The 26180-nt window shown below is 54.0% G+C and carries 28 protein-coding genes; 19 read left to right on the top strand and 9 right to left on the bottom strand.

The features are described from left to right. The first annotated feature begins 41 nt into the window (after window positions 1-41). Window positions 42-242: a hypothetical protein gene (locus AAGR22_RS13055; protein WP_067700863.1), complete on the top strand. Its 201-nt coding sequence runs from the start codon at window positions 42-44 to the stop codon at window positions 240-242. Window positions 243-471: 229 nt separating this feature from the next. Further along, entirely contained in the window at window positions 472-1437 is a 966-nt protein-coding gene (locus AAGR22_RS13050) for a chemotaxis protein (RefSeq protein ID WP_067700866.1), read from the top strand. Between the two features lie 60 nt (window positions 1438-1497). On the opposite strand, the gene AAGR22_RS13045 is transcribed toward AAGR22_RS13050, so the two are convergent. From AAGR22_RS13045 to AAGR22_RS13035, 3 genes are all read right to left on the bottom strand, one after another. Then, on the bottom strand, window positions 1498-1752 hold the full coding sequence (locus AAGR22_RS13045) for a biofilm/acid-resistance regulator YmgB/AriR (protein ID WP_067700869.1): 255 nt from the start codon (window positions 1750-1752) through the stop codon (window positions 1498-1500). A 745-nt stretch (window positions 1753-2497) separates the two neighbouring features. Continuing rightward, window positions 2498-2692, bottom strand: coding sequence for a hypothetical protein (locus AAGR22_RS13040; protein WP_067700872.1), 195 nt, complete (start codon window positions 2690-2692; stop codon window positions 2498-2500). Window positions 2693-3087: 395 nt separating this feature from the next. Next, window positions 3088-3645 carry a LexA family transcriptional regulator gene (locus tag AAGR22_RS13035; protein WP_345827921.1) on the bottom strand — a complete coding sequence of 186 codons (558 nt, stop codon included), beginning with the start codon at window positions 3643-3645 and terminating at the stop codon, window positions 3088-3090. Between the two features lie 369 nt (window positions 3646-4014). Here AAGR22_RS13035 and AAGR22_RS13030 point away from each other — a divergent pair, with 369 nt between their 5' ends. The 6 genes from AAGR22_RS13030 (at window position 4015) to AAGR22_RS13005 (ending at window position 8245) form a co-directional block, all read left to right on the top strand. Further along, complete coding sequence (locus tag AAGR22_RS13030) at window positions 4015-4386, top strand: antiterminator Q family protein (protein ID WP_067700875.1); 372 nt, start codon at window positions 4015-4017, stop codon at window positions 4384-4386. A 320-nt stretch (window positions 4387-4706) separates the two neighbouring features. Next, a complete protein-coding gene (locus AAGR22_RS13025) occupies window positions 4707-5174 on the top strand; it encodes a lysozyme (RefSeq protein WP_067700878.1) in 468 nt (155 codons plus the stop codon). Beyond that, window positions 5171-5518: a hypothetical protein gene (locus AAGR22_RS13020; RefSeq protein WP_345827920.1), complete on the top strand. Its 348-nt coding sequence runs from the start codon at window positions 5171-5173 to the stop codon at window positions 5516-5518. Before AAGR22_RS13025 ends, AAGR22_RS13020 begins: the two co-directional genes overlap by 4 nt. Further along, the gene (locus AAGR22_RS13015; protein WP_067700883.1) at window positions 5515-5811 is read left to right on the top strand and encodes a hypothetical protein; all 297 of its coding nucleotides are present in this window, start codon (window positions 5515-5517) and stop codon (window positions 5809-5811) included. The genes AAGR22_RS13020 and AAGR22_RS13015 overlap by 4 nt, the downstream gene beginning before the upstream one ends. A 279-nt stretch (window positions 5812-6090) precedes the next feature. Then, a complete protein-coding gene (locus AAGR22_RS13010) occupies window positions 6091-7839 on the top strand; it encodes an amylovoran biosynthesis protein AmsF (RefSeq protein ID WP_345827919.1) in 1749 nt (582 codons plus the stop codon). 139 nt (window positions 7840-7978) lie between these two features. Beyond that, the gene (locus tag AAGR22_RS13005; RefSeq protein ID WP_067700889.1) at window positions 7979-8245 is read left to right on the top strand and encodes a hypothetical protein; all 267 of its coding nucleotides are present in this window, start codon (window positions 7979-7981) and stop codon (window positions 8243-8245) included. A 40-nt stretch (window positions 8246-8285) separates the two neighbouring features. Here the strand turns inward: AAGR22_RS13005 and AAGR22_RS13000 are convergent, their stop codons facing one another. Together AAGR22_RS13000 and AAGR22_RS12995 are read right to left on the bottom strand one after the other, a co-directional pair. Then, window positions 8286-9539: a GGDEF domain-containing protein gene (locus tag AAGR22_RS13000; protein ID WP_231877549.1), complete on the bottom strand. Its 1254-nt coding sequence runs from the start codon at window positions 9537-9539 to the stop codon at window positions 8286-8288. 616 nt (window positions 9540-10155) lie between these two features. Then, window positions 10156-10479, bottom strand: a complete 324-nt coding sequence (locus tag AAGR22_RS12995) for a DUF6388 family protein (protein ID WP_345831596.1) — start codon at window positions 10477-10479, stop codon at window positions 10156-10158. Window positions 10480-10688: 209 nt separating this feature from the next. Between AAGR22_RS12995 and yedD the strand changes: the two genes are divergently transcribed. The 5 genes from yedD to AAGR22_RS12970 all read left to right on the top strand — a co-directional run bounded on the left by yedD (window position 10689) and on the right by AAGR22_RS12970 (window position 12900). Further along, window positions 10689-11171 carry a lipoprotein YedD gene (yedD, locus tag AAGR22_RS12990; RefSeq protein WP_067700898.1) on the top strand — a complete coding sequence of 161 codons (483 nt, stop codon included), beginning with the start codon at window positions 10689-10691 and terminating at the stop codon, window positions 11169-11171. 79 nt (window positions 11172-11250) lie between these two features. Further along, window positions 11251-11526 carry a hypothetical protein gene (locus AAGR22_RS12985; protein WP_345827918.1) on the top strand — a complete coding sequence of 92 codons (276 nt, stop codon included), beginning with the start codon at window positions 11251-11253 and terminating at the stop codon, window positions 11524-11526. 60 nt (window positions 11527-11586) lie between these two features. Continuing rightward, window positions 11587-11868 (top strand): hypothetical protein, encoded by a 282-nt coding sequence (locus AAGR22_RS12980; RefSeq protein WP_345827917.1) that lies wholly within the window; start codon window positions 11587-11589, stop codon window positions 11866-11868. Between the two features lie 166 nt (window positions 11869-12034). Next, entirely contained in the window at window positions 12035-12364 is a 330-nt protein-coding gene (locus AAGR22_RS12975) for a hypothetical protein (RefSeq protein WP_345827916.1), read from the top strand. Between the two features lie 167 nt (window positions 12365-12531). Continuing rightward, a complete protein-coding gene (locus AAGR22_RS12970; protein WP_345827914.1) occupies window positions 12532-12900 on the top strand; it encodes a hypothetical protein in 369 nt (122 codons plus the stop codon). Window positions 12901-13363: 463 nt separating this feature from the next. Here the strand turns inward: AAGR22_RS12970 and amyA are convergent, their stop codons facing one another. The 4 genes from amyA to fliD form a co-directional block, all read right to left on the bottom strand. Further along, the gene (gene amyA / locus AAGR22_RS12965; protein WP_345827912.1) at window positions 13364-14845 is read right to left on the bottom strand and encodes an alpha-amylase; all 1482 of its coding nucleotides are present in this window, start codon (window positions 14843-14845) and stop codon (window positions 13364-13366) included. A gap of 139 nt (window positions 14846-14984) precedes the next feature. Continuing rightward, window positions 14985-15347: a flagella biosynthesis regulatory protein FliT gene (fliT, locus tag AAGR22_RS12960; protein ID WP_067700904.1), complete on the bottom strand. Its 363-nt coding sequence runs from the start codon at window positions 15345-15347 to the stop codon at window positions 14985-14987. After that, window positions 15348-15758: a flagellar export chaperone FliS gene (gene fliS, locus AAGR22_RS12955; RefSeq protein ID WP_345827909.1), complete on the bottom strand. Its 411-nt coding sequence runs from the start codon at window positions 15756-15758 to the stop codon at window positions 15348-15350. 16 nt (window positions 15759-15774) lie between these two features. Next, window positions 15775-17181, bottom strand: coding sequence for a flagellar filament capping protein FliD (fliD, locus tag AAGR22_RS12950; RefSeq protein WP_345827908.1), 1407 nt, complete (start codon window positions 17179-17181; stop codon window positions 15775-15777). Window positions 17182-17461: 280 nt separating this feature from the next. Here fliD and AAGR22_RS12945 point away from each other — a divergent pair, with 280 nt between their 5' ends. The 6 genes from AAGR22_RS12945 to AAGR22_RS12920 all read left to right on the top strand — a co-directional run bounded on the left by AAGR22_RS12945 (window position 17462) and on the right by AAGR22_RS12920 (window position 26111). Next, complete coding sequence (locus AAGR22_RS12945) at window positions 17462-18748, top strand: FliC/FljB family flagellin (protein ID WP_345827907.1); 1287 nt, start codon at window positions 17462-17464, stop codon at window positions 18746-18748. Window positions 18749-18956: 208 nt separating this feature from the next. After that, a complete protein-coding gene (locus AAGR22_RS12940; RefSeq protein WP_345827905.1) occupies window positions 18957-22484 on the top strand; it encodes a glycosyltransferase in 3528 nt (1175 codons plus the stop codon). A 168-nt stretch (window positions 22485-22652) separates the two neighbouring features. Continuing rightward, the gene (locus AAGR22_RS12935; protein ID WP_345827903.1) at window positions 22653-23621 is read left to right on the top strand and encodes an HNH endonuclease signature motif containing protein; all 969 of its coding nucleotides are present in this window, start codon (window positions 22653-22655) and stop codon (window positions 23619-23621) included. A gap of 144 nt (window positions 23622-23765) precedes the next feature. Further along, window positions 23766-24488 (top strand): RNA polymerase sigma factor FliA, encoded by a 723-nt coding sequence (locus tag AAGR22_RS12930; RefSeq protein WP_067700954.1) that lies wholly within the window; start codon window positions 23766-23768, stop codon window positions 24486-24488. Between the two features lie 42 nt (window positions 24489-24530). Next, window positions 24531-25034, top strand: coding sequence for a flagella biosynthesis regulatory protein FliZ (fliZ, locus tag AAGR22_RS12925; RefSeq protein WP_067700957.1), 504 nt, complete (start codon window positions 24531-24533; stop codon window positions 25032-25034). Window positions 25035-25124: 90 nt separating this feature from the next. Beyond that, the gene (locus AAGR22_RS12920) at window positions 25125-26111 is read left to right on the top strand and encodes a D-cysteine desulfhydrase (RefSeq protein ID WP_345827902.1); all 987 of its coding nucleotides are present in this window, start codon (window positions 25125-25127) and stop codon (window positions 26109-26111) included. Window positions 26112-26180 lie beyond the last annotated feature (69 nt).

Below are 26180 nucleotides of genomic sequence, written 5' to 3'. Positions count from 1 at the left end.
GCAGTGCATAATCTCCACTACACTTACATTTTATCAAACAGATGGAGAGCATGATGTCTGACAAAAATCGCAAAGATGAAGGAGACGTGCATAAAGGTCTGCCGGAAGTGGCGCCGAATGCAGGTAATGCCTATGAGGAAGACGATCACCCGGCCAAAGATAACCCCAACGAGCATGGTGAAGTTCCTCGTACGCGGGACGACAGTGAGGATCATAAAAAGGATCCTTATAAGCAAAGCTAAACCTTCTTTCTCCGCTTTTCAGGCCATTAAACCGTCGCGACCCGGTAAATCTTCGTCCGATGCGTAATAATGGCCTCTATTTTTTTCTGTTCCTGCCGATAACTCTTATGAGTGATTTCAACCCAGCGGATAGCCGGGACGCGTAACCATGCGACACCCTGTGCCTTACCGGCAATACATTGAACTCGCCACTGACGTACGCCAATGAAAATAATATTGAGGGTTTCACGTGGATAATTTTCAGAAAGACATTGATGAGCGCGCCAATCTCGCATTATCCAACAAGTTCGAGCTGCTGCTGTTTCGGCTGGGTTCCGACACGCTGGAGAACAAGTCCGAACTGTATGGCATCAATGTGTTTAAGCTACGTGAAATCGTACCTATGCCGACCATTACCAAAGCTGCCGGCATGAAGTCCCCGCTGCTGGGCATGGCAAACATCCGTGGGCAGCTTATTCCCGTTATCGATCTGCCCGCGGTGGCTGGCTGTACGCCCGCCACCGGGCTTAATCTGCTGCTGGTCACCGAATATGCCCGGAGTACTCAGGCTTTTGCCGTTGAGTCCGTTGAGGATATCGTCCGACTGAACTGGAGTCAGGTTCACACCGCCGAATCGGGCGTAGCCAGCCGGAATATCACCAGTATCGCGATGCTGGATGGCACCCAGCATGAAAAAGCCATGGCGCTGGTACTGGACGTGGAGCAGATCCTTCATGACATCATCCCTTCCGTGCGGGAAGTGAAAGAGGGTGATATCAGCCTGACAAATTTCAAAATGAAGCCCGGTGCGGTCGCGATTGTGGCCGAAGACTCGAAGGTAGCCCGGCTGATGCTGGAACAGGGGCTGAAAGCGATGGGGATCCCGGCGCTAATGTATATCACCGGCAAGGAAGCCTGGGATCAGATAAAGATCATGGCACGCCAGGCGGCGGAAGAGGGGCTGCCGATTAGCGATAAAATCGGGCTGGTGCTGACCGATCTGGAAATGCCTGAAATGGATGGGTTTACCCTGACGCGCAATATTAAAACCGATCAGAATCTGAAGGCTATCCCGGTAGTGATCCACTCATCGCTTTCGGGGAACGCCAACGAAGACCACGTGCATAAGGTGGGGGCAAATGGCTACGTGGCCAAGTTTGAAATTAATCAGCTCTCGGCGGTGATTCACAAAGTGCTGGAGGACGCGGCTGTCTGAAGCGGATCGCGCCAGGAGGCAGATAACCGGGCCACACTGCGCTGACCCGGTTACTGTCGATCACACTAAATCGTCAGGCGTTTGCTGGACAATATATTCCAGCGCGTGACGATAGATATCGAGCTGAATGATATCGGTTTCCTGCTCCAGTTTTTCCAACAGCTTCAGGATGATGGCTTTGTTAGAGACAAAGCCATGACTGGCTGAAAGTTCGGCAATAATCGTGCCGATAACCTCAGATTCACTGCTTAACAAACCGCCAGAAGACTGGAAAATATGCGCCAGCGCTGGCCCGGTAGATGAATTTTGCTGCAAGTGTGAATCTCCAAAAATGGCAGATGCCAGTTAACGCGGCTCGTTAGGATGCACGTAACTGACGGGCCGGATGGTTTTTTTTAAAGTTGTACAACATAAACGCTGCAACAAAGGAACCTCTCCTGTCCATCAGACGCCATACGATGCGGCATGGGTGGGCTGGATGGGATCCCGCGGCAGTAAACTTATATGCAATAACCAAACTTGTACAATTCCACGCTGATCAATTCGTGCTATCACGCAGGAAGTTACTGACTTTTCAGCGCCATAGTGCGACAGTAGCGTCTCTTAAAACAGATAATGAAGGTTCTTATTCCAAATATAAAATTCAAGTGTCCCACATGCCAGGGATGCCAGTTCCGCTTTTCTACCCACAACGTTTCGCCAAAAAATCCCCACGGCGCCAACTGTATTTTTTGCAAATCCTCAATGTCCGTCAGCTACCGGGTTTACGCTGGCTAGCCCTGAGGCGTAACGACGCCGACCTCAATTTGCAGTAGCTTTACAGCGATCCTCTGAGTATGTCAGAGATTAAGCGGATCGCTGACCTCCCATCTTCTCCCATCTTTTCCTAACGCGCCCGAACCGGATGCAGGTCACTTATGCCGGTTCTGAATGCGTTCATCTTTAAGGCTCTCTGTACTGAGTTTAAATTGTCTGATGCTACAGCGACCTGACCCTCTTTCTACTAATACCCCTTGATCGCATCCCATAAACTAAATACTGTATATAAACCCAGTTATTATTACAGGATTTTAGCGCGTGACGACTCCCGCACTGCACTCTGGACACGCTGGCTGCAACCGGAAAGGAGACAGGCAACCTTTCTTGCCAGCCGCTCTTCCTCTCTCTGCAGGGCCAGTTTGGCCGCGCGACGTGATTTATAACGGCTCAGAGATGTTCCCACGGTTTGGGTTTTTTTCCAGATAATGATGGTCATAAATCCCCCAGAAGACAGGTAGTGATAAGGACGGAGGAGACTCTTAAGCGCTCTGCGGAAGAACCGTTTAGCGGCAGTAAAGTATCCCTGTTAAAAACGATAGCTATAGTTATTATTAATATCAATGGTTATCGCGCTAATAATTTTAGTTATTGCATTAAGCGTATGATTTAGTTGGATTTAAAACTTTAATGGCGCTTTTTTTTGCTTTTTTATAGCGAAATTAGTAAAAGCTTTACTAATCTATTCAAATGAATCATTACGCCAAAGCCCCTCTGTAGCTTATGAGTCACATTGGGCAGGTATTTGTGAGGTTAAATGATGATATCTGTGCTGCATAGAGTGGCCGGGGGCCGGTATAAGGAAACTATCCTGCAGGGGCAGGATATCAGTACTTACCGCCTTAAATCACGGATGAGAAAGATTGCGACGCCAATCAGTGCGGATCCTTCAGATAGCTCCACAGCGGGTAGTCTGGGGTCATCAACGGTTAAAAAACCATTAGAGGGGCCTTCAAGATAACGGTAAACGGATACGCGTGAATTGACCTGGGCCATGACCAGGTCTCCAGATTCAGGTGGTACGTCGGTGTCCACGATGACGATACTGCCTGCGGTTGCCTCTGCACAGCCGCTATTTCGGTCAAGAATATAGGCGCGCCAGGTCTTCTTCGCCTTCGCACCATTGGGAGTGGAGACGGCCTCTGACGTCTTTCCCTCGGGGCCCCATACCGCCACGGTAGTGCCACTTTTCACTTTATCAATTGCGGTCAGGCCATTGGCTCCGCGCATCTCCCCCTCGCCGCTCGCCAGCCATTCGACGTTAATATCCAGCGCGCGAGCAATATCGACCAGCTTGCGGGAGCCCTCAGCCTCGCCTTTGGTCAGCCGCCAGATTGTAGGTTGTGATACGCCCGATGCTTTAGCTAACGCACCCTGTGTAATTCCCATCATGGTCATAGCCATGTTAAGCCGGTAGGCAAGTGTATTCGGTTTCATATACCAGAATTTATAGCGATGCGTATTTTTCGTCAAACACGCTTTGCTATTGCGTGTTTTAATACTCTATGCTATAACTTATCTCAGTTGATACTTAAACGGTTTAAAAGGGGAGGCCGGAAGCCGGCTCTCCAGTACGCTGCTCTTTAACAATCAGGCTGCCCAGCCTAATCGCTGGCATACCTTAAAAAGGTAATTTTCGACCCTTACGCTCCTGCGCGTCAGAAAAGGCAAATCAGGTCCATTCTAAATTAGCATTTCCGGCCGCGGAGCACAGGATAATTGTTTGCAAACAGTGCCAAACCCATTTTGCAGGAGGTAACGATGCGAAACATAAAACGGTTACTCGAGATGTGGGGAGGCTGGGCGGCCACCGAAAGCAGCGGCGTGAGTTATCCTCATGTTGCCGCTGGCTTCCGGGGATTGATTACCTCAGTACCACCGGGTCGACCACGCTGTGGCGATCGGGATGGGATGATTCTCGACAGCTGCATCAGCCGCCTTATGATAAACCATTCCGATGAACATATGCTGCTGGTTGCGCACTATCTCTACCGTATTTCACTTCGATCAATTGCCCGACGACGTCGCTGTGCTGATGGCACCATCCGAAAAAATGTCCAAACAGCCGAAGGGTTCGTTGAAGGCGCACTGAGTGCCATGGATGTCGTTCTTGAGTGTGAAAAAATAAATTAAAGAAATTTTTATGCGTACGCATTTTACATTCTAAGGTATTAAAAAGGCATTCTGATTCAGAGATTCCTTTCTGCAAAAAGGAAGGTATTCATTCTGCGATAGCTTATTTCTGTTAATTTATTCTTTTCCATCCCGAAGATAACAAGGGCAGGAAAGGTTATTAACCAGGGCTTTTTTTCGGGGTGTTACCCAGTGCGCAAAACTCTTTTCCGCACCGCTATTATAATAAGCCCCTGCTATTTTAATGCGATTTTCCTTTATCAGCAAGCTGTCCATATAACAATGCCGCAGCAGCGGTTATTTAATTTGGGAGATGAAAGATGAGTAAAATAGTACAAATTTTGGCTTATGAGGAAGGCTATAAGGAGAAGCCTTATATCGACACGGAAGGTTATCCAACGGTGGCAAGCGGAATTGTTATTGGGCCAAAGGATGCACCACTGGCGCATTATCAGTTTAGCGTACCTCACAGCGTGGGAGATATCTGGATGCAGAAACTACTGGATGACAAAATAAGCGACATGAATGCCAGGCCCTCACTGGCTGTTGCATTGCGGCAGTGTAATCCTGCCCGGGCAGATGTGCTTTATTGCATGGCCTACCAGCTGGGGGTGGATGGATTAAGCGCCTTTAAAAACACGCTGGTGTTAATTTCAAACGGAAATTTTGAGGCGGCAGCAGATGGCATGCTGGCCAGCCTGTGGGCCAGGCAAACGCCCGCCCGCGCGAAACGGCTTGCACAGGTAATGCGCAGCGGGGTCTATGATGCATATCAGGGGGTTATATGAAATTTCTTATGTTTTTAGTGGCGGTCATCGTCGTTATAGCCTTACTTCACTGGGTAGTGAGACATGGCAAGGTCGAATTTGTGCTGCATGCCAAACTGCTTTTTAAAACCTGGTCGGTCTGGCTGGCCTCTATCGGATCGGTCGCGGGTGCCTGGGTGCAATCCTTTCCAGACTCGGCGATCAGCGCCTGGAACGGCCTGCCGGAAGACGTGAAGTCCATTCTTCCGCAGCACTACCTGGGGTTTATTGCCTCTTTTATGGTGGCAATGGCGGTGGTATCACAATTTATTCGTCAAAAACCCCTGCTGGTAATGAAAAATGTAATGACAGGAGATAAATCATGAGCAGTTTCCTCGCGTTGTTTAACAGCGGTAGCCATCTTTTGACCGGGGCAGGCGTAGTTATCGTTGCGCTTATTGTCAGCTGGTTTGGTGGTAAGAAAATTGGCAAGGTGCAGGAGAAAGGGCGGGCTGATGTTGCCGCCGCAAAAGTAGAAGCCGATCGCGTGGCAGTGGTCGCGAATAAACAGGCAAAAACAATAGAGGAGGTGAAAGATGTACAGGCAGCTAATAATGCTCTCGCTGATGATGATGCTCGTCGCAAGCTGCACGAGTCGTCCATCAACGGTGACAGCTAGTCCACAAGTTATTATCGACTCTTCATGTACCTATTTTTCTCCCTTACGGACCTATGGAAATGACTGGCAGGTCATGGATATTCGGACGGTAAAAGAAATTAATTTGCATAATGATATCTGGGCGAAGCTATGCAAAGTTAAAAACTAAAATTAATGACTGCGACAGGGAAGAAGTAGCAAATAATAAAGTCTGGCGTAATTAATCATTCCCGTATTTATTCCCTAAATAAACATATCAATGAAGGCGATTCGCAATGGCCAATCGCCCCGGAGGTTATTATGATCGAAGTCAATTCATTTGCCGAACTGCGTACGACTGCACCAACCAAATCGGGCGATCTGGCCGTGTTACGCCGCTATACGGATAAAGACTCGTCTTTTCGCGGCGGCGGTGATTTTGTCGGGTTTACCGGCACCTCTCCACAAGCGGATGATTCAGGGACCTATGCCGTCGGCAGTGGCTTTTACTGGAAACGCGTTATCAGCGACCCGGCGGGTTTAAATATTTTCCATTTTGGCGGGAAGGGCGATGGCGTAACGGATGACAGCGGGCCGTTTAAGTTGATGATGAACTGGGCGCAAAATTTCAACAGCGTAGCGAAAGACCTGGGCGTCCGGTTCCCGTCAGGCAAGTTCCTGATCAACCCCATCGACTATTCTGCAACTGCGATGGCGTTTTTCTATGTGACGGGTGATGATAATCCACACGGCGCATTGCCCAGAACGACCATCATTTCCAATAAATCCACCTCGCCCGTTTTCAAAGTTCAGGCCAGGCGCGTAGCGATTGAAGGGATCTCCTGGGATGGGCAGGCGTCAGCGGATACGACCACCAATAAAGTGGCGATTACGGCAGCAATGTGCAGTAACCAGCAGCCGTTCTTTCAAAACACTATTGTGGCCGGTCAGTCAGTCATTGTCTCACGCTTCCGCGCGCAGAATAACGGCGGTACGGTGATCAAGCTGCTGGATACGCTGGATACCAAGTTTGACCAGATTTACACTCTTAACACTTACGGAAGGGTGTTTGATGTGACCTGGTCAGATACGGCGGCAGGGGCCTGGGACCACTCAACGGCTATCGAACTGACCAACGCCAATTTCCAGACCGGCTACGGCGATGCGACGCTATATATGCCGCGAGTTACCCAGGGTTTGCTTCATAACGTCTGGATTGAGCATACGCGCTTTCCCGGCAACCTCAGCGACGGTAACTGGATTGTGGATGCGCTGAGCATCGAGTCCTGTGACAATGCGCTGAACATGAACAACACCCGTCTGCAGCTTAAACAGCTTAACCTTCAGTCTGGCGGTAACATCACGACCGATACCGACTCCACCCGCTGGCTGTCAGGCTATGAATACGGCTGGCGTCGCGACGAGCACTTCGGCACGATAATGACCGGTTCGATGAAGGCAGGCTGGTACAGCGGCTTTAAGGTCACTAACACCACCGCCACCGATAACTGGTACAAGCTGGGTAAAGTTAACCTGCCGAAGGATAACCAGCAGTGGCTTATCGAGATGATCAGTAAGGTGACGAATGATGTGCTGGTTGCAACGGCCACCAGTCCGGTAACCTCGGTAGCGTCCGGCTTTACCTGGCTGAGTATTTCCCGCTGCTCAACGGCGATTTATGCCGATATCCAGCATAAAGGTTCGCCTGCGGTGCTGGACGTTAAGCTTAACCGAATCGGCCTGACCTATGCCGAAATCTGGGTGAAGCTGAAAGCCGCCAGTGGTGACATGGTATTTAACCTGACCTCAACCGGGCCAACCCGTTTTGAATCAGGGGAGTGTAACCTGTTCGCGCCTGATTTAACGCAGGTCACGGACACCAGTACCATCGGGACTACGTCGCCAAATGCCCGTATGAGCATGCATAACGGTCTGGCGGGCGTCGGGGCTAATGAGAAGGGCGTGCTCACGCTGGCTACCCTTAGCGCAACGGCTCCAACCACCACCACGGCGGCAGGCTATGTCACGGTTAACATTAATGGCACGGATCGCAAAATTGCCTACTTCTAAGTATTTTTTCTCTTCAGGCCGCCTGCGCTGGCGGCCTTTTTTTTGCCGCAAGGTTTGGTTAAAAAAGTGTTAATGAACTTCTCACTTTCATAAGAGTCAGAATTTATGAACGCTTTTTTAACCAGATAAGGATAAATGCATGAGCGATAATCAGGAACGCAAATCACCGACCGAACATTTACGTGACGTGACCTCGCAGCTGAAAGAGATGCGCCACTATGCACAAACCAATACGGAAACGCTGTCAACCCACTGGCTGGCCTTTGATCAGGGCGAATTTAAGCACCCGGAGTTTGCTGCAAGAGTGAACGAACTGCTGACGAAGCAGGGTACGTTACTTGATGAGCTGGATAGCACCATTCAGGACATTGAAATCGAAGCTAACCGCATCGATAACGAAGCCTGAATGGCTTCGATTACAACCCGCCACGGCGGGTTGTGTCATTTCAGAGGGTAAACTCCGGACTCACGCGATTTCGGCCGCTACTTTTAGCAATATAGAGCTGTTCATCGGCCGTTCTGATTGACGCCTCCAGGCTGTCAGAGTCGATAATGTCCAGCGCACTCACACCAATGCTCACCGTAATATTGAGGATTTGCCCGTCGTGAATAATGGTATGTTGCTCAATACTGCGGCGCAGCCGATCGGCCAGGATACTGGCTCGCGGTGGTGAAACGCCTTCAATCAGTACCAGAAATTCCTCACCGCCCATGCGGCTGACAACAGCCGTTGGCGGTAGCGACTGACGGATACACTCAACCGTTTTAACCAGCACGTGATCTCCCGTAGCATGGCCCCAGGTATCGTTGATACTTTTGAAGCGATCAATGTCGATGATGAACGCCGCGCCATAAAAATGGCCCTGCTTATGTTTTCCAGCGGCCAGGGCATTCAACCGTGACGACAGCCCGCTGCGCGTGAGCGCGCCGGTAAGAAAATCGTAGTCAGCCCGTTTAGTCATGCGCGCAACCAGCTTTTTCTGCGTGGTGGTGCTGAGAGCAACAATCAGTGGGCTAATGGTCATCGCCGCGACGCCAAGTCGCGCCGAAGCCAGGCTGTCGATAAGGAAAAAGTCGTCTGCACCCTGAATATTCAGTACATGGCCTGCCACCAGGATGATTTCAGCAATTCCGGTCACCACCGTCAGCACACAGGTAAAGAAGATCGGGTAGCTAATGGCGCACCACATCAGCGCGGGCAGGGGGAACATCAGGCTGCCGCCGCCGCCGACGTAAATCCCCGTGACGGTAGTGATAACCAGGGACAATAGCGGCAACAAAGTACTTTGCTTTATCTCACTTAACAGGGCGCTAAGCTCTCCGCGGCGGGGCAGGGTGATGGCCAGCGGCAGCAGCAGGATAGAGGTTGATACCTGCTCACAAAACCAGGAAATCCAGCCTTTGAGCAGATCGTCATGAAAATAGTGTTGGCTGGCTAACGACCCCACTGCCGCACAGACGCCCGCCCCGAGAATGGAAGCGGGAAATACCCTCATCAACGCCTGCAGACGTCGTGGCCGGGGATGCTGCAGGGAATCTGCAAGCAGCACCGCCTTACCCACGGTGATAAAGGCGAGGTTGGCAATATTCAAAGTCAGCGACATGACGAATGGCGTACCGGAAAACAGATCGGCCAGTACCATGCCACTATAAATAGCAGGTAAGCTGAGTGACGTTTCAATCTTTGGAAAGCGTACCATTATACCCAAAAGAAGGGCGTTACACGGCCAGAAAAGAGAAAGCGCCTGAACGGTGCGGCAATTTATACCCAGCGTGGCTAAACAGAATGAGAAAAAAAATAAGAATATGGCTGAATCGAGTTTATATTTAATTATTGGCATTGTTCTGGCTCAAAGTTCTTACAGGCCCTGGCGCTGCGGGAGGTCGCAATATGACAGGGTTACAGAGCCTGTGCAGACCTCACAACAGGCTTAACGCCGCATTTCTTACGGTAAAACTCTGCCCGGTTAACATACGCGACCCGGTTCTCTAACGCAATAACACCGGACCTATCGCATTAATTATACTTATACGGATGAATATTCTGGTGGAGGTTTTATTACGTCCCCATGCGATTATTAATCATCCTAAAAAGTTTATTATCTCCAGGTCACAGGCTGTAAGCATATATAGCGCAATCAGTTGCCGTTATCGAACGATAATCTGCTGTGACATCTGCTTTGGGAGCATTCTTAGCAGCTGTTTAGGCAGCAAAAAAGCATTTTTCCGGGGTAAATTTAAAAAAAAGGATGGCACTGTTTAGGAGGGATAGCACATCAGCAAGTTGAAGGGGCCGCGTGAGCAGGCCCCGAGCGCTTAAAGTTCGTTCTTAATACAAAATTCTTCCCAGCTCATCCCCAGCGCTTCAGCATGCTGGCGCAGATAGGTTTCGATAGCGGCAGCCGCCACGTCTTTATCTGGCTCTGCCAGCTGGATGGCAAAGAGCATACCATCAAGTTTTTTCTCGCGGGTAAAGGCGGCCCAGGCGCGGTCGGATTGCATCGACTGTAACTGTTCCAGCGACATGCCCAGCGCCTGCGCATCCTCTTCCTGGAGGTTGTCGATTCCCTGCTTTATTTCAGGGTAGGCCTCAAGAAACAGGCTTCTGGCGGTGGTGTAGTACTCTTCAATTGTTTTCATCATTTGTCCTGCACGTAATAATGCGCGTCAGTTTACACCGGGGCGCGGTTTGGTGAAATGCCAGTGGGTGCAGATGTTGCTGCTGCATGCGTGAATGGGCGGTTGAAGCGAATATTGTTATGGCTGAAGGGGACAACGGTATGAAGCTGCTTGCGGTGGTTAATCAGAAATTATAACGTAGCGCCTGGTCGAGGAGTCAGGAACTGAAAATGAAAAAGTGGATTGTAATGACCGCAGCAGCCGTCGCGCTGTCAGGCTGCGCACAGATACCTAATTACCACAATGTGGTTAAAACGCCTCCACCTGCCGATCTGGTGGGAAACTGGCAGACGATGGGGCCGCAAAAAGGTCTGGTTAGTAAAGAGGCGGTGGCAAGCCTGATTGTGACCGCCGCGGGCGATACGCTTGACTGCCGTCAGTGGCAGCGGGTCATTGCCAAACCCGGTAAGGTGACTCGCCTCGATGATCGTTGGGTTAACGTGAATAATGAAGCCCGCGTGATGCCGCTGGAGCGGGAAGGGATGACGCTCCATTATGACAAGCTGGTACTGCAAAAAGTGCAGCAGCCGACGGCAGAGTGTCAGAATGCGCTGGCACACGTGAATGATGCCCCACCACCGAAGCCGAAAGCGACTGTTTCCAGCAGCGGTAAGGCACACCATAAGCCTATGCTGAGAAATCAGAAGTCCTGACGGGCGGGTGAGGGGCATTCCGGCGGACAATTCTCGCATTTGCCGGTGAGTTGTCCGGGCTGCAACATCTGCTGTGTCGGTGGACAATCCCAGCGTTTGCCGGGCGTCCTCGCGCCAGGCTTTGCCTGGTGCCTTTGGCTCCGACGCCAGGCCGGACGGCCCGGTTGCGAGCGGGCATCCCTGCCCGCCGCTCCCTGAGTGCAGCATCCCTGCTGCCCTCGCCTGGCCTTCCGTCTTCGCCGCAGCGCTGCGGAATGCCCGTCACCCGCAGGGATTGTCCACCTCTCAGGCTTTTGAGTGGCTTTTACCCGCAGCCAGCACAATGTTAAAGGAGCAGGCGGGTGGGGCCCGGTGACAGGCAATCCGACACCCTGCCTGATGGCATTCCGACACCCTGCCTGTTGGCAGGCCGGTCATGCAGGCTGTAATACCTGCGATGCCGGTGGACAATCCCAGCGTTCGCCGGGCGTCCTCACGCCACGCTGCGCGTGGTGCCTTTGGCTCCGGGCCGGACGGCCCGGTCGCGAGCGGGCATCCCTGCCCGCCGCTCCCTGAGTGCAGCATCCCTGCTGCCCTCGCCTGGCCTTCCGTCTTCGCCGCAGCGCTGCGGATTGCCCATCAACCGCAGGGATTGTCCACCTCTCAGGCTTTTGAGTTGCTTCAGGTAAAACCCATTTGTCGTTCCGTAATTATCTGAGCGGCTCAGGCTAAGCCCTGTTTGCACGCGGACATTTGAACCCCTTTCAATGGCATTTGTTTTACTGAACTGCATAATTCATTTTGCATTAAACCCGGCGAAACTTTCCTGTACTCCCTGGAACTGCGTATAGCCGCAGCCAGCACAATGTAGATGGATCGGGTGTGTGGTTACCGGTGTCAGGGTTTCCGGCACTCTGCTGGTTGGCTGGTTAGCTGCAATGCCTGCTCTCCCGGTGGATAATCCCAGCGTTTGCCGGGCGTCCTCACGCCACGCTCCGCGTGGTGCCTTTGGCTCCGGCTCCAGGCCGGACGGCCCGGTCGCGAGCGGGCATCCCTGCCCGCCGCTCCCTGAGAGCAGCATCCCTGCTGCCCTCGCCTGGCCCTCCGTCTTCGCCGCAGCGCTGCGGATTGCCCATCAACCGCAGGGATTGTCCACCTCTCAGGCTTTTGAGTTGCTTCAGGTAAAACCCATTTGTCGTTCCGTAATTACCTGAGCGACTTCAGGCTAAGCCCTGTTCACATGCGGACATTTGAACCCCTTTCAATGACACTTGTTTTCCTGAATTGCATAATTCATTTTGCATTAAACCCGGTGAAACTTTCCTGTACTCCCTGGAACTGCTTATAGCCGCAGCCAGCACAATGCAAAAGGATCGGGTGTGTGGTTACCGGTGTCAGGATTTCCGGCACTCTGCTGGTTGGCTGGTTGGCTGGTTGGCTGGTTGGCTGGTTAGCTGCGATGCCTGCTCTCCCGGTGGATAATCCCAGCGTTTGCCGGGCGTCCTCACGCCACGCTCGGCGTGGTGCCTTTGGCTCCGGCTCCAGGCCGGACGGCCCGGTCGCGAGCGGGCATCCCTGCCCGCCGCTCCCTGAGAGCAGCATCCCTGCTGCCCTCGCCTGGCCTTCCGTCTTCGCCGCAGCGCTGCGGATTGCCCATCAACCGCAGGGATTGTCCACCTCTCAGGCTTTTGAGTGGCTTTTACCCGCAACCAGCACAATGCAAAAGGAGCAGGTGGGCGGGTACCGGTGACTGGCAATCCGCAGCGCTGAGGGCAGGGAGGAAGACCCGGATGGGCCAGCAGGCGACGGTAGCTACTCTTTAGCGAAAAGGTTTTCTTATTTGCAGGTTTTTTTCCGCAATAAAATCGGATAAAGAGTTTCCTGAAACCCCGGAACCGTTGTTACCCGCAGTCAGCACAATGCAAAAGGAGCAGACGGGTGGGGCCCGGTGACAGGCATTCCGCAGCGCTGAGTGCAGTAAGGAAGACCCGGATGGGCCAGCAGGGATGCTGGAACAAGGGCATGCCGGGACAGGGATGTCCCGTCATGCCCGGTCCGAAAGGTCGACGAGCGGAGCGAAGGGACCGCGCCACGCGCGGCGCGAGGACCGCCAGGCACCGGGCCCCACCCGTAGGCGACACCCCATGTGCAGCACCGGGCCCCACCCCCAGGCGACACCCCAGGCCTGTACAGCACGGGGCCCCACTCGGAACTTACTCCTGAATCACCCAGACGCTCAGACTACCCGCATTACAGCGGAAAACTGCGCTTCCCCCCTCATCCGCGGTGACCCCCTCTTCGCGGTGCCCCAGAAAATCGTACCAGTGCGTGCCCGCAAAGCCCTCACCCAGTGACAGCGTCTTCTCCCCCTCATCACCGTTGGACATCACCACCACGCAGCCGGGATGATCCTCCGTGCCGCTGCGGGCAAAGGCCACGCAGTTAGGGTGATCGAACCACTCGGTCTGCACGCCGTGCGCGTAAAGCTGACGGGCACGAATCAGCGCTTCTAACTCCGGGATAACCGGCATCTCAATCTTGTAAATCTCACCGTCTGACCCTTCATCTTCATACTGCGCACCAAAAAGGTCAGGATAGAAAACCGCAGGCACACCCTCTTCGCGCAGCAAAATCAGCGCATAGGCCAGCGGTTTAAACCAGGGCTCGACGGGCGCTTCCAGCGACTGAAGCGGTTGGGTATCATGGTTAGCGACAATCGTCACCGCGTGCCACGGATCGTGGGCGACCAGCGTATCGCTGAAAAGCTGGCTGAGATCGAAACCGGCACCCTCGCGTGAGGCGTTGTGAAACTTCATCTGCAGCGGGGCATCAAACAGCATGGTCTTGCCTTCGACCTGGTGTATATAGTGCTGGAGCTTATCCACCTCATGCGACCAGTACTCGGCCACGATAAACATCGGCCGATCCGCCACCTCCTGAATATGATCGATCCACTCCCTGTAAAACCAGGCCGGAATATGTTTTACCGCGTCGAGGCGAAACCCGCTGCACGGCAGCGTCTCCATCATCCAGCGCGCCCAGTATTTTAACTCCTCGGTCACCGCCCGGTTGCGGAAATCGATATTCGCACCCATCAGATAATCAAAATTACCCAGCTCATCATCAACCTGGCTGTTCCAGCCTTCACCGGTATAGTCGTTAACGATTTTATACACGCCGTTCTCATCGGGGTTCTCAATGTGGTCGACGCCGCTAAAGCACTTATAATCCCAGACAAACTTTGAATACTGCCCCGCGCGCGGCGGGAAGGTGAAACGCGTCCACGCCTCAGCCCCGATAACCTCACTGTCGATCTCATCCCGATTATCCGGATTCACCCGGTTAACCTGCACCTGCTCCTTTTCATCCGCGCCCATCTTATGGTTCAGCACGACGTCCATAATCACGCCAACCTGATGGTCACGAAGCGCAGTGACCGCTGCAATAAGCTGATCTTTATCGCCATATTTCGTGGCGCGGGAACCCTTTTGCTCAAACTCACCCAGGTCGAAGAGATCGTAAGTGTCATAGCCTACCGAAAAGCCACCGGACTCGCCTTTTGACGCGGGCGGCAGCCAGACGTCGGTAATGCCGATTTCAGCCAGCCACGGCGCACGGTCGGCGGCCTCTGGCCAGAGCTTACTGCCTGTGGGGTAATACCAGTGAAAGAATTGCAACAGCGTGGGATTGCGCATGTCCTTGCTCCAGTTTCAACAGCGATGAGTCTGAAGTATGGAGCAGGCTGCGGAAAAAGCGCGGGTTACGGCGTAATATTCTGGTGCACGCTGACCCGCTGGCAAGTATGGGGAAAAGTCATAGGCAAATATTATTATTTCAGGTGGATTGATGCGGGAAAAGCACGACTCCAGACAGTTTACCGTACGCTGAATTAACCGACTTCTGACGGGTATTTTGCCCAATCAGATCGGCGAGTTCGCCCATCCGATGCTGAAGCATACGTTTTACTTCGGCTTCGTTGTCCAGAATATGACGCAATACGGGACGCAGCTGATCCAGCGTTTGCGCCGGAATGGCTACATCGCGGGTTGTTTCCGCCAGTTTTTCAACGGTACTGACGTAATTGACCTCCGTATCGATCAGCTCATCCCATTTACCTTCTGAAGCCAGACGCAGCATAGACTGGCTGATCACTAACAGCTGCTGATAAATTCCGAACATGTGCGGGGCGATATTCATTTAGACGGCGTCCTGAACCAGTGCAGGTGAACCTGAAACTTCTTTCCAGGCGTCGGCGATATTGCGCAGCAGCGCTTCAACTTCTTCAATCACACTCACATCATTATCAAGATTCGCCCGCAGCAGACGGTGTACCATATAACGATACAGACCAATCAGATTCTGCGTCAGTTCGTCCGTACTGCTTTCATCCAGCCCCACTTTCAAGCCGTTATCAATGATGTTAATGGCTTTAGACAGGGACTCCCCCTTTTTCACAATGTTGCCATCCTGCAAAAATAGCCGTGCGCGAACCAGGGCGCTTAGCGCCCCGTCGAACAGCAGGGTGATCAGCTGGTCTGAGCTGGCGCTCATGACCGCGCTTTCCACACCAATTTTTGCATAGGCTTTGGTACCGCTTGCGCTATACATTACGACTCCTTACGTCTTAAGAACTGCTTGAAGAACTGCTGGTAGTGAACTGAGAAGTCAGGTATGAGCTGGTGCTGTTTAGCTTGCTCATCATTACGTCCAGCGCGGTAAACTGTGTTTTATAGCGCGCAATCGTATTATCAATGCGGGTGCTTTCAGCATTGTACTGGGTGGTCAGATTGTTCAGCGTCTTACTCACGCCATCCGTTGCCGCCTGTAAGATACCGGTGGTTGATAACCAGCTGGTGAGATTGGTCGCGATACTGGTCGTGATGCCGGTGGTCTTGCCATCGCCGACGATCATCTGCTTCACACCATCCGAATCTTTCGTGAGCGCGGCGGTCAGCGCGGTGCTGTCCAGCTTCAGGTCACCGCTGGTTGGGTCCGTCGTCACGCCAATCTGCGCCAGCGTTTTATAGGTTGATGAGCTGGCGGCGTTAGTCAGCATGCTTTTTAACTGCGACTGGATGGTGCGCAGGGTACTGTCGCCCAGCAGGGCGCCATTGCTGCTGTCCTGAGAGGTGGCCTGCGTCGTGACGGCGGTATATTTGGTCAGGCTGGCAAAGCTATCCTGCAGGCTGTTATAGGCGTTAACCCAGTCGCTGATAGCGCTGGAGGCGCTGGTGGTATCCTGAGTCACCGTCAGCGTCTGATTACCGCTGGTGGTGTCGGTCAGGTTAAGGGTAATCCCTTCCAGCGCATCGCTGATGGTGTTACTGCTGTTTTCAATCGCAACGTTGTTTACCGTCAGTTTGGCATTTTGCGCCGCAACGCTCTGGGTCATATTGCTGCTGGAGGTACCGTCGTAGTTGAGGATCCCCTGTAGCGTACTGTCGCCGCTTACGCTTATCGTCGCAGCATTGTCGGTGCCGGTTGCGTTCGAGGTCATCGACAGGCGATAGCTGCCATCGCCCACTTTAATAATGCTGGCGGTAACGCCCGCATCCGCTTTATTGATTGCATCGCGAATGCCAGTCAGCGAAGAGTTCGCTGCGCTAACGGAGACCGCGACGGCTTTATTGCCGTTCGCCTGCTGGATGGTAATGGTGCTGTCCGAGGTGCCCAGCGCGGTGGTGTTGCTACTCTGCACCGCCGAGGTCAGCGTCTGCGCCGTGGCCAGCTGAGATACGCTAACGGTATATTTACCGGCTACCGCACCTGTCGTGGTGGTGGCGCTAAATGCGCTGGAGGTGCTGGTCGCCTTGGTTGAGGCAAACAGGGCGGCGCTGTTCAGTGCGGTATTCGCAGTCTGAAAAGAGGTCAGTGAACTCTTCAGCGTACCGTAGGCGCTCAGCTTTGCCGTATAGGATGACTGCTGCGTTGAAATCGGCGTCAGTGAGGCCTTTTCAGCGGTTTGCAGACTACTCAGAATGGTGCTCAAATCAAGGCCGGAACCGATACCCAGTGTAGAGATGGTAGCCATAATAATTCCTTTATGTCGTCAACACGGAGAGTGAATAGCGTAGTTATCGGCCAGCTATGGGTAAAGTTTACGACTATTTGCATCGGGTTAATAAAGCGAATAGCGCTAATAGAGAAGGGTATTTCGGAGAGTAGACAGGTCTGGAAAAATAATCTGCCTGGGATAAAAAAAATTCTAAAGGTTAGGGGAGGGCAGACGATAACAACCTTGACGGCGATGAAGCCGGGGGGCAAACAGCCCAACCAACTTAACCCGAAATGATTTAACAGGAAACTTTATCATGGCACAAGTAATCAATACTAACAGCCTCTCGCTGATCACCCAGAACAACATCAACAAGAACCAGTCTGCTCTGTCTACTTCTATTGAGCGTCTGTCTTCTGGTCTGCGTATCAACAGCGCGAAAGATGACGCCGCTGGCCAGGCAATTGCTAACCGTTTCACCTCTAACATTAACGGCCTGACTCAGGCATCACGTAATGCTAACGACGGTATCTCTGCTGCACAGACCACTGAAGGCGCACTGTCAGAAATAAACAACAACTTACAGCGCGTTCGTGAACTGACCGTACAGTCTCAGAACGGCACCAACTCCGATTCCGACCTGTCTTCAATCCAGGACGAAATCAAATCACGTCTGGACGAAATCGACCGCGTATCCGGTCAGACTTCATTCAACGGCGTGAACGTACTGGCGAAAGACGGTACCATGAAAATCCAGGTTGGCTCAAACGATGGCGAAACCATCTCTATTGACCTGCAGAAAATCGACTCCTCTACTCTGGGCCTGAAAGGTTTTGCAGTAGACAAAAATGCCCTGAGCCTGAGCGACGATGTGACTACCGTTGGCGACGCGTCTACCGGTGCGGTTTCTACCGTTGACCTGAGCGCAGTAGCCTCTGGCCTGGGCGTTGCAGCAAGCGGCCTGTCTCTGCACAGCGTGCTGGATGCATCGGGTAAAGCGACCAACAACTACGTGGTTTCTTCCGGCAGCGACAACTACTCTGTTTCTGTAGGTACTGGCGGCGCGGTTAAACTGAACACCACTACCGTTAACTACACCGACTCCACCAACGGCGTGACCGGCGGCGTGATGACCGGTCAGGCAATCAAAGTTGGCGCAGACGCCAGCGGCAATGCAGTTGGCTTCGTTAGCGTGCAGGGCAAAAACTACAGCGTGGCAGCGGCTGACATCGTTAACGGCGGCGACACGGCTACCACCGCGACGACCAGCGCCGTGGGCGATATCTCTTCCAGCGCTAACACCAACGTTTACTCTGGTTCCGCGACTAAGGATCCTCTGGCGCTGCTGGACAAAGCCATCGCGTCTGTTGATAAATTCCGTTCAAGCCTGGGTGCGGTACAGAACCGTCTGGATTCTGCCATCACCAACCTGAACAACACCACCACTAACCTGTCAGAAGCACAGTCTCGTATTCAGGATGCTGACTACGCAACAGAAGTTTCTAACATGTCTAAAGCGCAGATCATTCAGCAGGCAGGTAACTCTGTGTTGGCAAAAGCTAACCAGGTTCCACAGCAGGTTCTGTCTCTGCTGCAGGGCTAATCGCTCTATAAAAATCTCTGATAAGGCCCCGCAACTGCGGGGCTTTTTTTTTGCCTGAAAAAGAGGGGGCTGATATCCGGGAATAGCCCCACTTTGCCCGCCTTCTTGAGCGATTGATTTCTCATCAGCTGACTATGATGGGATAAATCATTTTCCCCTGCGCCCCGAGTGGTCCGGGCAGCCGGGGATCTCGGGAGAATCACCACTCATGACCCAGCCTCTTGTCAGTATTATACTCAGTGCCCAGATCCCTACCTGGTTTGAAGAGGCGCTCAAAAGCGCGCTTAATCAGGACTATCCGCACTGCGAAATTTTGATTGCCGACAGCAGCGGAGATAAATTTATTCCCGCCCTGTTGCAGCCCTGGCTCGAACAGCCAGCTCATCCGATTCGCCACCTGATTTACGATAAAAATCACCCCGGCATTTACGAGGCGGCGATCAAAGAGGCGAAGGGCGACTATCTGAAGTTTCTGACCGATGCCGAACTGCTGGCAACCGACTGCGTCAGCACGCTGGTGTCGGCGATGGAGCAGTTTCCTGACTGTCAGGTCGTGGCCTCTAAGCGCAGGCGCATTGGGCCGGAGTATGAAGAACTCCCCGATCTGATTGCCACCGCGGCATTTCTTAGCGAGAACAGCCTGCTTAATGGCCAGGATTTTTTACGTTACCAAACAACCCTGCACTTTAGCCTGATTGGCGAGCTGACCGCCGCGCTGGTGCGCCGTGAAGATATTCTGGCGATGATGCCCGATGATGCGCCGCTGTTTCAGGTGGGGGAGGAAAAACTCGAGCACGTCGAAGGACTGCTGATTTTTTGCCGCCTGCTGGTGAAGGGAACGCTGGCCTACTTCCCAGCCCCGCTCTGCTCCATTCGCGTCTCTGACATCTATTCGCAGCCGCAGCAGCATGAAGGCTGGCCGATTGTGCAAAAAAACCGCGAAATCGTGTTCGATACGCTGCGCTTTGAGCCGTGGTATGTTGCCGACACTGGCGCGATCAATATGGTACGGGTGGCGCCGATGTCGCAGCCTGACGCCTTTACCCGCATCAATCTCAGCGGCCTGCAATATCAAAACCTTAATCTGAATGCGTTAGGCGGCTGGCTGAGCGAGCGCAGGCTTAAGCCTTTCCAGCAGGCGCTTCTCACCGCTCGTGCGGTGGAACATCCTGAACCTGTCCGCGTAGCGGTGGTGATCACCGTTACCGATGAAAATCGTCAACATTTGCCGCAGACGCTGAACTCGCTGGCGCATCAGAACAGTGCGACTCTTCAGCTTTCGCCGATGCTGGTGGGAGCTACGGATGACAATATCGCCGGGGTGCTTAGCTACCCGGCGACGGCAGAGACCCGGCTGGCCACCATTAATGCCCTGATAGAAGAACATCAGTGCGGCTGGTTCCTCTTTGTTGACGCGGGCAGCGAGTTTCACCCGTCAGGCCTGATTGCGCTCTCCACCAGCCTGCCGGAGGCGGACAGCGTGCTGGCGCTCTACGCCGACGAGTTTTTCTATATTGACGATCTGCCAACCGGCATGGCTTTTCGCCCGGACTTCACGCTCGACCTGCTGCTCAGTTCGCCGAAAATTATGGCGCAGCACTGGCTGTTCCGGCGCGAACTGCTGGTAGCGGCAGAAGGGTTTGACCTCAGCTATCCCGCCTCCGCAGAATTCGATCTGATTATCAAACTGATTGAGTCGCAGGGCCTGAACGTGGTGGGGCATCTGGCCGAACCGCTGCTGACCGCACGGCTAAAAAATCGCGTGATAACCGAAGATGCGGCGATCGTTGAGCGCCATCTGCATAATCGCGGCTATCCTGACGCGCAGATCGCGCTGGACAGCTACTACAACTATCGGCTGCGCTACCAGCATGGCACACAGCCGAAGGTATCCATCGTTATTCTGGTCAACTGGCACCTGCCGTCCCTGATTAGCTGCGTCACCACGCTGCTGGAGAAAACCCGCTATCTGAATTATGAAGTGCTGATCGTGGCAGACAACCAGAGCAGTCCGGAGCGGGATGCGTGGCTGACGCGCATCGGCGAGGTGGATCCACACCGGATACGGGTGGTGAACTATGCCCAGCGCTATCAGCGCGCCGCGATGGTGAATCTGGCGGCGCAAAGCGCACAGGGTGACTATCTGCTATTGATGCACAGCGAGCTGGCGGTCACCGACGGCGAGTGGCTGGATAACCTGCTTAACCACGGACAGCGCCCGGAAGTGGCGGTGGTGGGCGGTAAACAGCTGACCTCGCAGAACAAGATCCGCCACGCCGGGTATATTCTTGGCGTCAATGGCGCGGCGGGCGAGGCCTTTCGCGGTCAGGATGATACCCATCCAAGCTACCTGGGACGTCTGCATCTCGACCAAAACTACAGTGCGGTGTCCGGCGACTTTATGCTGGTGCGCAAAGAGGTTTTTGTCGCGCTCGGCGGCTTTGACGACACCCATCTGCTGTATGATGACGTCGATTTCTGCCTGCGGGCGCGTAGCCAGGGCTACATGACCGTCTGGACGCCTTATGCGCGCATCCTGCGTCCTGCCGCTCGTCAGAACCCGTTCCCTGGCGAAACGGTGCATACATCAGGCAAACTGAAACAGCAGGAAGAGGACAAACTCTTCAGCGGCTGGATGCCGATCATCGCTAACGATCCGGCCTTTAACGCTAACCTGTCGCTGAAAAGCCGCCATTTCGATGTGAACAGCGACAGTTCGCTTAGCTGGAACCCGGTTCAGCGGGAAAAGTTACCGGTCTTTATGGCGCACAATGCCGACTTGTCCGGCTGCGGCTATTATCGCATCACCACGCCGTTTGAAGCGATGCAGAGAGAAGGCTATGCCGAGGGTAAAGCCAGTTATACCCTGCTGAGCATCAGCGAAATGGGCAGGATCAAGCCGGACAGCCTGATCATACAGCGTCGCTACGCGCCTGCTTTCCACCAGTGGATAGATCGTACCCGTAAGCTGACCGACGTCTTTAAGGTATTCGAGCTGGATGACTACATCCTTAACGTGCCGATGAAGCATTATCAGCGCAGCCACTTTAAGCAGGAAATCGCCGCGCAGCTGCGTAAAAGCCTCACCTATTTTGACCGCTTTATCGTTTCCACACCGCCGCTTGCCGAGGCGCTGAGCGATATGCACAGCGATATTCAGGTGGTGTTAAACCGCCTGCCGGTTAACCGCTGGGGTGGGCTGCAAAGCCTGCGTCAGCAGGGGCGCAAGCCGCGCATCGGCTGGGCGGGTGGGGCGAGCCATACCGGCGATCTGGAGATGATCGTTGACGTGGTGAAAGAGTTTGCCGGTGAGGTGGAGTGGGTGTTCTTCGGCATGTGCCCGCCGAAGCTGCGCCCGTGGATTTATGAGTTCCACCATGGGGTCGACCTTAGCCTCTATCCGGCGAAGCTGGCCTCGCTAAATCTGGATCTGGCGCTGGCGCCGGTGGAAGATAACCTGTTTAACAGCTGTAAAAGCAACCTTCGCCTGCTGGAATATGGTGCCTGCGGCATTCCGGTGATTTGCAGCGACGTAGAGTGCTATCGCGGGCATAACCTCCCGGTTACCCGTGTGCGTAACCGCTTTCTTGACTGGCGGGATGCGATTCGGATGCACCTGGACGATGAACAGGCCAGCGCGCGGATGGGTGAGCAGCTGCAAACCCTCGTCCGGCGTGACTGGATGCTGACCGGGGACAACGTCAGGCTCTGGTCCCAGGCCTGGCAGGGGAACTGATAGCGTCAGAAGGGGCGGCACTGTCGCCCCTTTTTTCTCCCGTTTGCTCCTCCTGCACCTGAACCCTACAGAAACGCCCGCCGCTGCCGATAACAGAGCATTGATATCCCCTTTTACGCTTCAGACATGTTGAAAAGGCATGGTGAAGCCTTTTCTCTGGAGTGACCTATGCGCTTCAACGTCGATCTGATCCCCGGGGATCTGCTGAGCTTCGAGGAGATCGCCCGACGCTATGCGATCAGGTTTCCCGACGAGAAGGAGCTGACGGCGCGGGCGCTGCTCAGCCCGTCAACCAGCTACCGCAACTTAGTAATCCGCGCCGTCTTTGCCAATGATGAAACCAACAGCCCGCTGGAAGATTTGCTGTTTATCTCTAACGATAACGAACGCAAAAATTACCTGCGACGGCTGGAGTACTACCTCAAACAGCAGCTGCCCTTTTTCTATTTTCGACGCACCGAACAGGCGAAACAGGCCCACTGCTGGAAGGTGATGGGGGAAAGCCGCGTCTATGCCATGGTCGATCCCGCTTCGGCGGCCGCCCAGAACCTGATTGGCAGCCGGGGATACAAGCTCTCGATGATGCGCCAGGAGGGGGAGGATGAATACTGGCAGCTGTATGACACCCAGGCGCATCCCTGCTTTAGCGTCTCCCGGCGCATTCAGTTTATTGCGGTACTGACCAGCGTACTGATCGGCCCACCCGCAGGGGTGATCGCCGGTACGCAGGTAGGCAGAAAGGTGCGTATGAAAGTGTGGCAGCGCGCCAGCCAGGCCGAGTTTAGCGCCGCCGTACAGGCACGCTACGGCGCCTGTGTAATAACCGGCACGCGGCTGCTCAGCAGCGCCAGCTACCCCTGGGTCGAGCCGTGCCATATCATCATGCGTGATAACGAAGACGGCCTGCTTCAGGACAATGGCGTCGATAATGGCCTCTATTTGCGCAGCGATCTCCAGCGGCTTTTTACCAGTCGTCTGCTAACCATAGACGCCGCGAGCGGCATCGTTCATCTGCGCCGCGCCGCCATGGGCGAAACCGACCTGAGTACCGCCTACCATGACATTGACGGCAGAGTGTGCGCACTGTGGCACCTGGTACCCGAGGCCACGCGCGACAAACTTCGTCTGCCTGCCTGACTTCCTGAATGGCGGTTGCGCAACGCGCCGCTTTCTTAAACAAAATTGAAATAAACCGCCTTTATTAGCGCTATTCCACCAATCAATCTTCCCTACAGAAACAGATAATCGTGCCGATAACTTAACTAACGCAGGGTAGTCAGAGTGAACGATCTCTATACCGCCGATGGGGTGATGGACAAAAACTCGCTGTGGCAGCGTTACGTACCGCTGGTACGTCACGAAGCGCTGCGTCTGCAGGTCAGATTACCTGCCAGCGTTGAACTGGATGACCTGCTACAGGCAGGGGGAATAGGGCTGCTTAACGCCGTGGAGCGCTACGACGCGCTACAGGGAACGGCCTTCACCACCTACGCCGTACAGCGCATCCGTGGGGCCATGCTTGACGAACTGCGCAGCCGCGACTGGGCACCGCGCAGCGTGCGACGTAACGCACGTGACGTTGCGGGCGCTATGCACCGCGTTGAACAGTCACTTGGCCGCTCGGCAACCGAGCAGGAAGTTGCGGCACAGCTGGACGTGTCGTTAGAGGATTACCGGCAGATCCTGCTGGATACCAATAACAGCCAGCTGTTCTCCTACGACGAATTTCGGGAAGAACACGGCGACAGCGCCGAGCTGGTGACGGAAGGCCATGAAGAGGCTAATCCGCTTCACCAGCTGCTGGAAGGGAACCTTCGCGAACGCGTCATTGAAGCGATCGAGGCGTTGCCCGACCGCGAAAAAATGGTGCTGACGCTTTACTACCAGGAAGAGCTGAATCTGAAAGAGATTGGCGCAGTGCTTGAGGTCGGGGAGTCCCGGGTCAGTCAGCTGCACAGTCAGGCGATAAAACGCCTGCGCGCCCGGTTAGCGGGAGCGCGCTGACGGAGTCAGCTTTGCACTCTCAACACCAACCGGGGACTCAAAATGAGATCCAGTACAAAAATGAGGCCGCTGAGCCGTTATTTGAAAGACTACAAACACAGCCAGAGTAACTGTTCGCACTGTGGCAAGGTGCTGGATCGTATGGCGCTGGTGTTTCGCGGTCAGATAATAAACAAGGAGGCTATAGCCCGGATGGATCAGCTGATCGACGATCAGGTGTGGCTGAAACTGCAAAATGAACTGACGGCGCTGTGCCGCTTTTGCAGTGATATTTATTGCAATACGCATCCAAATTATTTCGACATCATGGCATTCAAACAGTATCTGTTTGAGCAGACCGAGATGAGTCATAGCACGATCCGTGAATACGTTGTGCGCCTGCGTCGCCTTGACGATATGCTGTCGGCGCGCAATTTCCCTGCTGAAAAGCTCAGCGGGAACAGCTGGCACGAATGCCTGGAAAATGACCTTCCTGACGCCGGGAACAATAATTACCGCATCGCCCTGCGCAAATATGACCAATTTTTAGGCTGGCAGCGTAATTAGGTTCGCGCTGAACGCCTCTTTTACGTTACCTTTTGGCTCTCTTCTGTAAAACTGTAAGGATAACCGTTTGCGCTTTCCACGGAGGCTGCGTTGTCCTTACATCTTTTATCTTCCTTTCCTAAATTAGAGCTGCTGGGTGCGCCCACGCCGCTTGAGTATCTTCCCCGTCTCTCCGACCACCTTGGCCGCGATATCTTCATTAAACGTGACGATGTCACGCCTGTTGCGCTGGGCGGCAATAAGCTGAGAAAGCTGGAGTATCTGGCCGCTGACGCGCTGCGGCAGGGCGCAGATGTTCTGTTAACCGCCGGGGCCATCCAGTCTAACCACGTCCGTCAGACGGCCGCCGTTGCCGCTAAGCTGGGGCTGAAATGCGTCGCGCTGCTGGAAAATCCGATCGATACCGCGTCAGAGAATTATCTGAGCAACGGCAACCGTCTGCTGCTGGAGCTGATGGAGACCGAGGTGATCATGGTCGATGCGCTACATGACCCGGATGCCCAGCTTGCGGAGCAGGCCACCCGGCTGGAGGCACAGGGCTTTCGTCCCTATGTGGTGCCGGTGGGCGGCTCGAACGCGCTGGGTGCGCTGGGCTACGTTGAATGCGCACAGGAGCTGGCACACCAGTCGGAAGGCGTGGTTGATTTTGCCGCAGTGGTGGTGGCTTCCGGTAGCGCAGGTACCCATGCGGGGCTGGCGGTGGGGCTGGAGCTGCTGCTGCCGGAAACCGAACTGATTGGGGTCACCGTCTCACGCCGGGCAGCGGAGCAGCGGCCAAAAGTTGAGGCGATCCGCCAGCAGCTCTCCGCTTCGCTGGCGCTGACCTCCTCAGCGCCGGTTACCCTGTGGGATGACTATTTCGCGCCGCAGTACGGTATGCCAAACGAAGAAGGGCTGGAGGCCATCAGGCTGCTGGCACGGCTTGAGGGCATCTTCCTTGACCCGGTTTATACCGGTAAAGCGATGGCCGGTCTGATAGATGGTATCAGCCAGCAGCGCTTCACGCGTGAAGGCCCCATCGCCTTTATTCATACCGGCGGTGCGCCTGCGTTATTTGCTTATCACCATATGGTCTAAGCTGTATCGGGTAATTTATCGCTGCCATCTGGTATAAACGCGCCGGGCTGGGTAAATTTTGCCGGTTAG

The sequence above is a fragment of the Erwinia sp. HDF1-3R genome, from assembly GCF_039621855.1.
Taxonomy (GTDB): domain Bacteria; phylum Pseudomonadota; class Gammaproteobacteria; order Enterobacterales; family Enterobacteriaceae; genus Erwinia.
The sequence above is the reverse complement of the archived record's forward strand: the minus strand, read 5'-3'. Positions and strand labels throughout refer to the sequence as shown.